At 64.5% G+C, this 12,280-nt stretch carries 9 protein-coding genes; 4 read left to right on the forward strand and 5 right to left on the reverse strand.

The features are described 5' to 3' along the window. Nucleotides 1-137: 137 nt before the first annotated feature. Genes PJL15_RS11770 through PJL15_RS11780 form a run of 3 tightly spaced genes read right to left on the reverse strand, consistent with a single transcriptional unit; the run spans nt 138 to nt 3,411 of the window. Nucleotides 138-1,490, reverse strand: coding sequence for an MFS transporter (locus PJL15_RS11770; protein ID WP_281451330.1), 1,353 nt, complete (start codon nt 1,488-1,490; stop codon nt 138-140). A 51-nt stretch (nt 1,491-1,541) separates the two neighbouring features. Next, on the reverse strand, nt 1,542-2,492 hold the full coding sequence (murQ, locus tag PJL15_RS11775) for an N-acetylmuramic acid 6-phosphate etherase (protein ID WP_281451331.1): 951 nt from the start codon (nt 2,490-2,492) through the stop codon (nt 1,542-1,544). Next, complete coding sequence (locus PJL15_RS11780) at nt 2,467-3,411, reverse strand: N-acetylglucosamine kinase (protein ID WP_281451332.1); 945 nt, start codon at nt 3,409-3,411, stop codon at nt 2,467-2,469. The genes murQ and PJL15_RS11780 overlap by 26 nt, the downstream gene beginning before the upstream one ends. A 236-nt stretch (nt 3,412-3,647) precedes the next feature. Here PJL15_RS11780 and PJL15_RS11785 point away from each other — a divergent pair, with 236 nt between their 5' ends. Both PJL15_RS11785 and purH read left to right on the forward strand, forming a co-directional pair. After that, complete coding sequence (locus PJL15_RS11785) at nt 3,648-4,577, forward strand: endonuclease domain-containing protein (protein ID WP_281451333.1); 930 nt, start codon at nt 3,648-3,650, stop codon at nt 4,575-4,577. A 493-nt stretch (nt 4,578-5,070) separates the two neighbouring features. Next, on the forward strand, nt 5,071-6,741 hold the full coding sequence (gene purH, locus PJL15_RS11790; RefSeq protein WP_281451334.1) for a bifunctional phosphoribosylaminoimidazolecarboxamide formyltransferase/IMP cyclohydrolase: 1,671 nt from the start codon (nt 5,071-5,073) through the stop codon (nt 6,739-6,741). A gap of 123 nt (nt 6,742-6,864) precedes the next feature. Here purH and PJL15_RS11795 read toward each other — a convergent pair whose 3' ends face one another. After that, a complete protein-coding gene (locus tag PJL15_RS11795; protein ID WP_281451335.1) occupies nt 6,865-7,866 on the reverse strand; it encodes a trypsin-like serine peptidase in 1,002 nt (333 codons plus the stop codon). A 351-nt stretch (nt 7,867-8,217) separates the two neighbouring features. Between PJL15_RS11795 and PJL15_RS11800 the strand changes: the two genes are divergently transcribed. Further along, nucleotides 8,218-10,437, forward strand: a complete 2,220-nt coding sequence (locus PJL15_RS11800; protein WP_281451336.1) for an NADP-dependent isocitrate dehydrogenase — start codon at nt 8,218-8,220, stop codon at nt 10,435-10,437. Nucleotides 10,438-10,495: 58 nt separating this feature from the next. Here PJL15_RS11800 and PJL15_RS11805 read toward each other — a convergent pair whose 3' ends face one another. After that, nucleotides 10,496-11,605, reverse strand: a complete 1,110-nt coding sequence (locus PJL15_RS11805) for an FAD-dependent oxidoreductase (RefSeq protein ID WP_281451337.1) — start codon at nt 11,603-11,605, stop codon at nt 10,496-10,498. A gap of 194 nt (nt 11,606-11,799) precedes the next feature. On the opposite strand from PJL15_RS11805, the gene PJL15_RS11810 reads away from it, so the two are divergent. After that, nucleotides 11,800-12,234, forward strand: coding sequence for a DoxX family protein (locus PJL15_RS11810; RefSeq protein WP_281451338.1), 435 nt, complete (start codon nt 11,800-11,802; stop codon nt 12,232-12,234). The last annotated feature ends 46 nt before the right edge of the window (nt 12,235-12,280 follow it).

Consider the following 12,280-nt stretch of genomic DNA (forward strand, 5'->3'; position numbering starts at 1 on the left):
CACGAAGGCCTCCTGGGTGTGCAGCGGTTTCTTAGACAGCTCCACTCCACACCGGGAGGCCTTCGTCATCCCGGAAATCTCACGCCGTGTCCTCACACGGCCTCAACCAATCTCCCTGGGCAGTACACCTAGTTGGGCTAGTCCAGGACTCGTTGCTTCGTTTCGGGAGCGAAGAACGCCATCCACAGCACAGACAACAGGACCAGCCCACCTGCCATCGCGAACGACGTCGCCAGCCCGAACTCAGGCCAGAAGTACGAGGCAAAGACCAACGGCCCAAAGCCCGCGCCAATGCGGGAAAACGTCGATGCCCAGCCAAAGCCCGAGCCACGGAGTTCAGTTGGGTAGAGCTCGGACACGTACGCGTACAGGACCGGGATGGCCACCTGCACCACGAAGCCGAACACCAGCAGCCAGAACATGGCCGCGGACGGCACGTCAACAACGAACGCCACGATCACCAGCGTTAGCGCGGACAAGGGACCGGTGATGGCCAGGATCCACTTGCGGCCCACGCGCTCCACCAGGACAGCGGCGACCACCACGCCCAAAAGTCCGACGGCGGCCATGCCCGCCGTGGTCACGAACGCCTTGTACTCCTCGAACCCGGCGCCAATCAGAATGCGCGGCATCCAGGTCAGCGACAAGTAGTAGACCAGAAGCACGGAGAAGAAGAGGGCCCACGCGGCGGTGGTGATCTTCCAGTTGAAGGTCCAGATGTTGCGGAGCTGCGCCCATGCACTGCCGGGGGAGAGCCGGGGAGCGGCCTGCGGTTCGGGCAGGCTGTAGGCGCGCGGAGAAGCTCCGGTCGCGTCCACCAGGCCATCAATGACGGCGGCGGCCTCAGCGCGCCGGCCGGCCCGGATCAGGAACAGCGGAGACTCAGGAACGCTTCGCCGCACCCAGAAAACGAGGAGCGCCGGGATCACCATGATCAGCATGGTGAGCCGCCAGTCGCCGAAGGCAGCAACAAGCCCGGCGGAGATGAACCCACACAGCGCAGCACCAACAGGCCACCAACCGTCCATGGCCGTGAGCACTTTGCCCCGTTGCTTGCGGGGCGTGAACTCACCCACCAGTGCGTAGTCCACAGGGATGCAGCCGCCCAGTCCGAAGCCGGCCATGAAACGGAAGATGCAGAACCACACGATGTCCGGCGAGAACGCGCCAAGAACCGTGAAAATGCTGAAGATCAGGAGGGTAGCTGTGAAGGCCTTCTTACGCCCAATGGTGTCGGCGATGGTGCCCCATGCGAACGCACCCACAGCCATGCCGATCAGGTTCGCCGTGCCGATCCACGCAGCGTCGGCCGGTTGCAGCGACCAATGCTTGGACAGCAGGGGAATCAGGATGCCGTTGAGGGTGACGTCCCAGGCGTCGAACATGAACCCGAGCCCGCCGATCAGGAAAATCCTGCCTTGAACCTTCCACCGCCACGGCAGTTCCTGCACTACTTGTTCGCCGCTGGGCACGGCTGTGTATGTATTCATTGGGCCTCCTGCAAGCAACTTTATGCGCTGCGCACGGCGCGGAAGTCCGCGTTACTTCTGGTTCCCGATGGCCCTCCGCAGGAAACCACCGGCTTCTTCAAGCGCGATCTTGGCCTGACCAGCCTCGATGCCCGTGAGAACCACCAAAATCGCCGCTTTCACGGAGCCACCAACCGAGTCCAATGCCGCAGCCGCTTCCTCGGCAGATACACCGGTTGCGTGCTGAACCGTCCGCTGCGAGCGGGCCACCAACTTCTCGTTCGTAGCACGCAGATCCACCATCAGGTTCCCGTAGGTCTTGCCAAGCTTCACCATCACCAGCGTGCTGATCATGTTGAGGACAAGCTTCTGCGCCGTACCCGAATTCAGACGAGTTGAGCCCGCAATGAACTCCGGACCCACCACCACCTCAATAGCCACGTCCGCCAGATGACTAACGGCCGAGCCCCTGTTGCACGCCAACGACGCCGTGAACGCGCCCTTCTTCCGGGCTTCCTCCAGCGCGCCGATCACGTACGGCGTCCTCCCGGAGGCGGTAATACCCACGACGGCGTCGGCTTCCGTCACGTTGACATCGTGAAGGTCGCGCGCGCCGGCGGTTGCGTTGTCTTCGGCATACTCAACGGGCTTCTGTATCGCGTCCCGGCCCCCGGCGATCAGCCCGACGACGAGGCCCGGCGGGGTGCCGAACGTTGGCGGGCACTCGCTCGCGTCGAGCACACCCAAACGTCCAGCCGTCCCGGCACCCACGTACAAAAGGCGACCCCCGCGCTGGAGTCGCTCCGCAACGGCGTCGACCGTTTGGACAATCGCGGCGCTGGCCGCTTCAACTGCGGCGTGTACTCCTGCACTGTGCGCAAGCATGGCTGCGACCAGTTCCTCCGTGCCCAGGACGTCCAGGTTCTCCAGGCCCTCCGTGGTGGCTTCGGTCTGCAACCCGGCGAGTTCGGTGCGCAGGCCTGCGAGTTTGTCCGCGTCAGTCGGGCCAGTTTGTTCCGTCACGGTGGATGTACCTTTCCTGGAGGAGCCCGCGGCGCGTCGCAGCGAGGGCGGCACCGTCCAGGCCGTCGCCCAACGGGGCCACCACCTCAATCCCAGCCGAAGCGAGGGACTTCCGCAAGAGCGCGGCAAAGAACTCCGAACCGACCACGCCGCCCAGCAGCGCGACCCGTGGCGTCCCTTGCCCGCCTGCGGACGCGAGCTCCACGGTGCGGGTCAGGATGCGGCACGCCTCGCCGATGATGTCACGGGCGACGGCGTCACCGGCCTCCGCTGCCTGCAGAACCAGCGGCGCGAACCTGGCCATGGCCCGGTACGGGTTTTCCTGTTCGGCCAGCCAACCCGGGAGTAGCTCCGGCGACTCAACCAAGGCCCCGGCCGCGACCGACATCGATGTGGAGGGGCCGCCGTCGTGCGCCTGAAGAACTGCCTGGAGTCCCTGCTGGCCTATCCAACGGCCGCTGCCGCGATCACCAAGGTAGGGACCCCAGCCGTCGGCCCGGTGCAGAACCCCGGCTTCATCGAATCTGAAGGCGACCGCGCCGGTGCCCACGATCAACGTGGTGCCGGGAGCGCCTTGGAGGGCGCCAAGTTGGGCGGCCGTGGCGTCGGACAGGACAGCCGCGGGCACCCCGAACCTTTGCGAGAGCATCATGGCCAGCTCGCGTGATTTTTCCGCGGAAGCTTCCACCCCCGCCACGGCAGCGCCGATCCCCGTCAGGGTACTGACCGGCAGCCCCGGCGGCAGCATGGACAGGGTTTCCATCAGAAGCTCGAAGGCGGCTACGGGACCGTTTTCAACGTGCACCCCGGGGAATCCGTGGTGGTCGGCGGCACCCAGTAGCCCGTCACCGCTGCGCAGCTCCACCCGGCATCGGCTCTTCCCAATATCGGCGACAAGAATGACCTCGGTGGATTCCATGAAGCAACCCTATGTTGCGGGGCCTGCTCTGCGTGGTTAGGCGTGGGTTTACCGCGTAGAGCGGGCCTCGCAACGGGCGCCTACCCCGTTGTGAGGCCCGCTCTACGCCCTATTCGTCCACAACGAAACGCAGACCGGGCCTCACAACGCCTGTGGAGGAGAAGTCCCCGCCCCTCATCGGCGCGATTTCTGTGGATAACTGAATGCGGACCATCGTTTCCCGCGAGCATTGTTCAATGCGGAAACCTAACCCTTTGCCGGTAAACGTTGACCCCCGGGGCTTCCTGGTCGCTGAGGCCTATGCCGCTGGAGTGCCTCGTTGGCGGCTCCAGGCCAGTGAGCTCGTGACCCCCAGTCGTGGTATTCGACTGGCCAAGGCGGGGGAACGCGATCTTGCCATCGTGGCGCGGCTGCACACCGCTGTGACTCCGAGATGCGCAGTCAGCCACATCACGGCAGCACTCCTTTGGTCAATCCCGCTCCCGATGTACCTGGAGGACGAGGGGGCAGCAGGGCCGATCCACGTCACTCGCCGGCACGAGATCGGTCGCGTGAAGCGTCGCGGCGTCGTCGGACATCGGGCGCCGCTCCTGGCCAGGGATGTTCGGGTGGTGAATGGAGTCCAACTCACCTCGCCGGAATGGACTTGGGTGGACCTGGCACGGCACCTTGGGAGGTCATCGCTCGTAGCGGCCGGGGACGCCCTACTTAAACGTAAGGATCCGCTCACCTCAATTGAAGCCATTCAAGAAGTCATCGACCGCCGTCCAAAGGTCAAAGGTATCCAGATGGCGCGCGCCATCCTTCCTCTGCTACGAGCCGGTGTCGACTCGCCCCAGGAGTCACGCTTGCGTTTGAAGATTCTCGACGCCGGTTTCCCGGAGCCTGCCGTAACGCAGCCGGTCTTCGACGATCACGGTAACTACATTTCGACTCCTGACCTGCAATACAAGGAGTACAAGATTGCCCTCGAATACGAAGGTGACCACCACCGATCAGACCCGGTCCAGTGGGGCAAGGACATTGAACGCGACGACCGGCTGCGGGCGTTGGGGTGGACCGTGCTCCGCTTCACGGACGTCCAGATGAAGGGCGGCTGGGGCCACGCTGAAAAAAAGATCCAGGACGCTCTGCTGTCCCGCGGCTGGCGGCGCCTGCCTTCGTGAGTCGGGTTGCTTGCGCAGAGTGGGCCTCGCAAGGGTGGGGGTGGATTTGTGGGGCCTGGTTTGCGTGGCAAACCCAGGAGGTGGAGCGCAGAGCGGGCCTCGCAAGGGTGGGGGTGGATTTGTGGGGCCTGCTTTGCGTGCCAAACCTAGGAGGTGGAGCGCTGAGTGGGCCTCGCAAGGGTGGGGGTGGATTTGTGGGGCCCGGTTTGCGTGGTTCGTTGGGGGTATGACACGCAGAGTGGGCCTTGCAAGGGTGGGGGTGGATTTGTGGGGCCTGGTTTGCGTGGTTCGTTGGGGGTATGACACGCAGAGTGGGCCTCGCAAGGGTGGGGGTGGATTTGTGGGGCCTGCTTTGCGTGGTTCGTTGGGGGTATGACACGCAGAGCGGGCCTCGCAACGCAGAATGACGCAAAACGAGCCCGCCAACGAAACACGATAAACTCTCCGTATCCCACCACCCGCGACATTTACGCGAACTAAGACGGAGACTTTTGTGAGCTTGACGCAGCTTGACCGTGTTCCCATCCGCCGTGCACTGATCTCGGTTTACGACAAGACGGGACTGGAGGAGCTCGCGAGGGGCCTGCACGCAGCCGGCGTCGCCATCGTTTCCACCGGCTCCACTGCCAAGAAGATCGCCGCCGCAGGCATCCCGGTCAAGGAAGTCGAAGAAGTCACCGGCTCCCCGGAAATGCTGGACGGCCGCGTCAAGACGCTGCACCCGCGCGTGCACGGCGGCATCCTCGCTGACCGCCGCGTGGAAGCCCACATGGAGACGCTCGCCGGCATGGAGATCGAAACGTTCGACCTCGTGGTGGTGAACCTCTACCCGTTCGTCGAGACCGTGAAGTCCGGCGCAGCGCAGGACGACGTCGTTGAGCAGATCGACATCGGAGGCCCCGCGATGGTGCGCTCGGCCGCGAAGAACCACGCCGCCGTCGCGATCGTCACGGACCCCAACTTCTACGGAGCCGTAGTCGACGCCGCTGCGCACGGCGGTTTCGACTTGAACACCCGCCGCCGCCTGGCTGCGAAGGCCTTCGCCCACACGGCCAGCTACGACAATGCGGTTGCTTCCTGGACCGCCAGCCAGTTCCTGGACGAAGACGGCGACGGCGTCATCGACTGGCCCGCCTATGCCGGCCTTGCCTTGGAGCGCTCCGAGGTCCTCCGCTACGGCGAAAACCCGCACCAGCAGGCCGCGCTTTACGTGGACAAGGCAGCTCCGGCGGGCATCGCCCAGGCCGACCAGCTGCACGGCAAGGCCATGAGCTACAACAACTTCGTCGACGCCGATGCCGCCCTCCGCGCTGCGTTCGACTTCGCCGAGCCCGCCGTTGCAGTGGTCAAGCACGCGAACCCGTGCGGCGTTGCCGTCGGTTCCGCTGATGCCGCAGACCCGATCGCCGACGCCCACGCCAAGGCCCACGCCTGCGACCCCGTCTCCGCTTTTGGCGGCGTCATCGCAGCCAACCGCACCGTCACCGCAGGCATGGCCCGCACGGTCGCCGACATCTTCACCGAGGTCGTTATCGCACCGGACTTCGAACCCGAAGCCGTGGAGATCCTCTCCAAGAAGAAGAACATCCGCCTCCTCGCCCTTCCCGAGGGCTACGGCCGCTACCCGTCCGAGATGCGCCAGGTGTCCGGTGGCGTTTTGGTCCAGATGAGCGACAAGGTGGACGCCGACGGCGACAACCCCGCCAACTGGACCCTCGCCGCCGGCGAAGCCGCTGACGAAGCCACGCTCGCGGACCTCGCTTTCGCCTGGACCGCTTGCCGTGCAGCCAAGTCCAACGCCATCCTGATCGCCAACCATGGTGCTGCCGTGGGCATCGGCATGGGCCAGGTCAACCGCCTGGATTCCTGCCGCCTCGCCGTCGAGCGCGCCAACACGCTGGGCGTCCAGGTGGAGTCCGACGTCGATGGCGCCGGCGGTGCCTCGAACGCCAGCGGTGCCAACGCACCCGAGCGCGCACGTGGTGCGGTTGCGGCTTCGGATGCGTTCTTCCCGTTCGCTGACGGCCTGCAGATCCTGATCGACGCCGGTGTCCGCGCCGTGGTCCAGCCGGGCGGATCGGTCCGCGACGAGGAAGTCATCGCCGCGGCCAACGCTGCCGGCATCACGATGTACTTCACGGGCGCACGCCACTTCTTCCACTAAGAAGAGGCGCGGCCCGAAAGGGCCTACCCCCAACGCAACGGCGGCCGCCCCCGGAGAGGGGAGGGCCGCCGTCGTCGTTCAAGTGCACGTACTTAACAGGGACGTGCTGGAAAAGCAGGACCGTTACGAAGCCGCCGCGGTGTTGTAGGTGGACTGGATCACGGTGCCCCAGTAAGGGCCGTACATGGTGGTTGAGTTGCTGCCGTAGCCGTAGGAGTTGATCGAGTTCTGGTAACCGGTGGAGCTGTTGCCGATGAACCACGGACCGCCCGAGGACCCACCGGTCATGTTGCACGGGATGCCCTGGGTGGCGAACTGCGGGTTGTAGGGGTCGTTGGTGGCGGTGCCGGAGCAGCTCTTCAGGGATTCGCCGTTGAACGGGGAGGCTGCCGGGTAGCCGAAGGACTTGTAGCTCAGGCCGCGGGCGGCGTTGAACTGGACGCCGGAGGAGCCCACGACGTCGGCGAGCTTCTGGCCGTTGAGGGTGTTCATGACGGCGAAGGCGGTGTCGTACTGCATGTTGCCGTTGGAAGCCCACTGGCTGGGGGAGTACAGCGCCTTTGCCGTCCACTTCCCGTAGGGTGCTGCGCCGTTGAGGTAGGCAGGCACGAAGACGAAATTGGTGGCGTAGGCGCCGGGGCCTTCATTGACGCAGTGGCCTGCGGTGGACACTGTGCTCTTGTTGGCCGCTGTCACGGAGTTGCCCGAGCAGACGTAGTTGGAGCCGCCCAAGGTGAAGAAGATCTTGCCGATGTGCTTGACCGGCGTTTCGCTCTGGTTGACCTTCCGGTTGATGGCCGTGGAGTCGGTGGCCGCAGGCTGGCCCGCGATGCTGCTGGTGGCGCCCGGGGCTTCGGTCGCGGGGGCTTTGCCGAGGTTGAGGAGCTGCCCGCGTTCCAGCGCCTTGGCACCGAGGATGTCGCCGGACTTGGCATTCTTCATGCGTTCCGGGGTCCAGTAGTCTGCAGCGCCGGCGTCGGAAACTGCATGGCTGCTGACCGCTGCGCCGGACGTGTCCGCGTCCTTTGACGGTGCTGCGTTGGCGCTGGTGGTTCCAACCAGCGCCAGGATTGCGGCAGCGGACAGACTCAGCAGGCTTGTGGCCAGGGTCTTGGTTTTTGTCACGTTGTTCCTACCTATCGAGGGAGTGAGGCGGCCAGTGATGGCGACCGCCGACTGACGGAATCGAAGCTACCCGGCGTGTGACAAGTTTGTAAAGAGATGTTTCAGAGTTTGTGATAATTTGCTGTCATTTCCTTGTCGTGCTGTTGGAAGGAGCGCACGACGCCGGCAGGTACGGCCGGCGGGCCGGTCGCCGTCGCACGTTAGCCGTGCGTAAACCGCACGCTAACCGCGCGCTAACCGCCGGAACCCGGTAACGAACACGTGATCCCGGACACGAAGAGCCGTCAAAACCGTCTACTCGGGTAAGTTAGGAGTGTTGAAATCTGCAGACTTTCAGGGAGAACCCCGCCAATGGCCAAGATTATCTATACCCACACAGACGAAGCGCCGATGCTGGCAACCTACTCATTCCTGCCGATCGTGGAAGCGTACGCCTCCACCGCTGGGGTAGAGGTTGAGACCCGCGATATCTCGTTGGCGGGCCGCATCATCGCCGTCTTCGGCGACTTCCTGACTGAAGAGCAGCGCACGGGCAACGCCCTTGCCGAGCTTGGCGAACTGGCAAAGCAGCCCGAAGCCAACATCATCAAGCTGCCCAACATCAGCGCCTCCGTGCCGCAGCTCAAGGCTGCCATTGCCGAGCTCCAGGCCCAGGGCTTCGCCCTCCCGGACTACCCGGACAACCCTTCCTCGGACACCGAGACGGACATCCGCTCGCGCTACGACAAGATCAAGGGCTCCGCTGTGAACCCTGTGCTGCGCGAAGGCAACTCGGACCGCCGCGCCCCCTTGTCGGTCAAGAACTACGCCCGCCAGAACCCGCACTCCATGGGCGCCTGGTCCGCTGACTCCAAGACCAACGTTGCCACCATGGGCCAGAATGACTTCCGCTCCAACGAGAAGTCCGTTGTCATCAAGGCTGATGACTCCCTGAGCATCCAGCTGGTCCGTGAAGACGGCACCACCAAGGTCCTCAAGAAGGACTTCCCTGTCCTCGCCGGCGAAGTCGTTGACGCTACTGTGTTGCGCGCCGACGCCCTGGACGAGTTCCTCAAGGCCCAGGTTGCCCGCGCCAAGGAAGAGGGCGTCCTCTTCTCCGCACACCTGAAGGCCACCATGATGAAGGTCTCGGACCCCATCATCTTCGGCCACGTGGTCAAGGCTTACTTCTCCGAGCTCTTCGACACCTACGGCAAGCAGCTCGCCGCCGCAGGCATCAGCCCCAACAACGGCCTCGCAGCCATCCTCAGCGGTCTTGAAGACCTGCCCGAGGACGTCCGCGAAGGCGTCAAGGCAGCCATCACCAAGGGCCTCGAAGACGGTCCCGCACTGGCAATGGTGGACTCCGACAAGGGCATCACCAGCCTTCACGTTCCCTCGGACATCATCGTTGACGCCTCCATGCCGGCCATGATCCGTTCCTCCGGCCACATGTGGGGCCCGGACGGCAAGGAAGCCGACACCCTGGCCGTCATCCCGGACAGCTCCTACGCCGGCGTCTACCAGGTTGTGCTGGACGACTGCCGCGCCAACGGTGCATTCGATCCCACCACCATGGGCACCGTTCCCAACGTGGGCCTCATGGCACAGGCGGCCGAAGAATACGGCAGCCACGACAAGACCTTCGAGATCCAGGCAGCCGGCACCGTCCAGCTCGTGGACAGCAAGGGCACCGTCCTGACCGAACACCAGGTCTTCCCCGGTGACATCTGGCGCGCGTGCCAGACCAAGGACATCCCGGTCCGCGACTGGGTCAAGCTGGCTGTTACCCGTGCCCGCGCTTCCCAGACCCCGGCTGTGTTCTGGCTGGACGAGGGCCGTGCACACGACGCCAACCTCATCGCCAAGGTCAACGAGTACCTCAAGGACCACGACACCGAGGGCCTGGAAATCAAGATCCTTTCCCCGGTTGAGGCCACGGCCTTCACCCTTGAGCGCATCCGCAAGGGCGAGGACACCATCTCCGTCACCGGCAACGTGCTCCGCGACTACCTCACGGACCTGTTCCCGATCCTCGAGCTGGGCACCAGTGCAAAGATGCTCTCCATCGTTCCGCTGATCAACGGTGGCGGCCTGTTCGAGACTGGCGCCGGCGGTTCCGCTCCCAAGCACGTCCAGCAGCTTGTCAAGGAAAACCACCTCCGCTGGGACAGCTTGGGCGAGTTCCTGGCCCTGGCCGTCAGCTTCGAGCACCTGGCCACCACCACGGGCAACGCGCGTGCACAGGTTCTTGCTGACACGCTGGACCGCGCCACGGGCACGTTCCTGCTGGAAAACAAGTCCCCGCGCCGCAGTGTCGGCGAGCTGGACAACCGCGGAAGCCACTTCTACCTGGCCATGTACTGGGCCCAGGAACTGGCCAGGCAGACCGAAGATGCCGAGCTGGCCAAGGACTTCGCCTCGATTGCGGACGCCCTGACCTCCAACGAAGAGGCAATCGTCGGCGAGCTCGCCGCAGTCCAGGGTCCCGGCGTCGAACTGGGCGGCTACTACCGCCCGGACGCCGAAAAGGCCGCTGCGATCATGCGTCCGTCGGCCACCTTCAACAAGGTCCTCGCGACCCTGAAGTAGCCACGGCAAAGAGTCCCCGCAAGCATTGTGCTTGCGGGGACTCTTTCATTCGTGGCTCCTAGCGTTCGGCGTGGAACCGCACAGGTGCCGTGCCGCCGTCGACGATGTCCTTCAGCACCCGTCCGATGGCCGGCGTGAACTTGAAACCGTGCCCCGAGAAACCGGCGCCCACCACCAATGGACCGAAACTGTCCAGCACAAAGTCCTCGTTGGGCGTGGTGGTGTAGGTGCAGCTGATGGGCACCGCTGAGGAAGGGTCGACGCCGGGGAGCCACTCTTCCGCGTACCTCACCAGGGCTTCGAGCTGCTGGGGGATGGGCTCGAACGTGCGCTCATCGGGGTCCATGACCGGGCCGACGCCATGCCAGCCTGCCTTGACGCCTTCGCCTGGGGTGAGCATGCCGTAGACGGGGCTAAACCAGTACTCGTAGAGCTCGTTGTTGGGGTCGGGATCGGGGTTGTGGTTGAAGCTGGGCCACACCAGCGTCTTGTCCGTAGGAGTGAAATGCGCGGGCTGCTCCTGGGTCACCACCAGGGCAGGGAGTTTGGCGAGGTCCTTGAGGACTTTGGGGGTCCAGGCGCCCGCGGTTACCACCACTCGCTTTGCCGTGTACTCGGTCTCCTCCGTCACCACCACTACCGATTCGGCGCCGTCGACGCGGATGTCCCGGACCGGCGTCGAGTACTTGAAGACCGCACCTCGGGCTTCGGCTGCCGTGCGCAGTGCCACCAACGCATCAGCTGAGCGGATCCGCCCGGACCCGGGGACGAAAAGGACGTCCGTGGCGAAGTTCATGCCCTGCCAGCGGTTGGCGGCCTCGTCAGCGGAGATGAAGTAGCTTTCGATGCCGCGTTCCTGATGTGCCTCCCGGACCAGTTCCAGCTTGGGCAGGTTGCCGTGGTTCGCGAGCCCCACGAGGTCCAGCAAGGGTGCACCGTGTTCGGCTGCGAGCTCGTCCCACAGGATCTTGGACTCAGCCAGGAGGTCCAGGTAATCGGCCTCGGCGTATGCGGTGTTGAAGTTGCGGGTGGCACCGTGGGAGGCGCCGATGTGGTGTCCGGCCTCGAACTGTTCCAGGAGAACCACCGAGCGGCCCGACCGGGCCAGCTGCCACGCGGCGGCCGATCCCATGGCTCCGCCGCCAACAACCACAACATCCACCTGCATGCCTGCTCCATCCCACCGTAGTCGCGCGTCGATACCGGGCCCCGAACAGGGCCACCTCCCATTCTGCCCCCACTCACCCAACTAGGTGACAGCACATGCTCCAGTGATGGCTCAGTGCGACGTTTACTGTCACCTAGTTGGGTCCAAGGGGGTGGGGTTGGCGGCTGACGCGCAGGCATGGAAGATTGGAACCCGTGAAATTCCTTCACCCCTCACCCCAGTCCTCTGCTCGTGGCATCACCATTCTGCGCGTGGTGTTCGGCGCGCTTGTCATGGTCCACGGGATACAGAAGCTCATGGCCGGTCATGCCGCCTTCGCAGCATCCGTTGCTGCCATGGGTGTGCAGAAGCCCGAACTCGTAGCCTGGCTGGTGATCGCCGGAGAAGTCGGCCTGGGGCTGCTCCTGGTCCTCGGGGCGTTGACCCGTGTGGCTGGTTTCCTGTCAGCTTTGATGTTTGCAGGGATCTGGTTCGTGACCGAAGCCGGCAAACCCTTGCTCACGGACAGGGCGGGGGTGACAGCGGAACTGCTGATCATCTACTTCGCAGTGTCCGTGGCGTTTGTCTTCCTGGGCTCCGGCGCGTTGTCGCTTGACCGCAAACTCTCCCGGCAGCCAAGCCGCCGATGATCTTAACCCGCCTGCGTTAAATCACGACGCCGGACCTCACCTCAGG

This window comes from Paenarthrobacter nitroguajacolicus (assembly GCF_029952445.1).
GTDB lineage: Bacteria > Actinomycetota > Actinomycetes > Actinomycetales > Micrococcaceae > Arthrobacter > Arthrobacter nitroguajacolicus_B.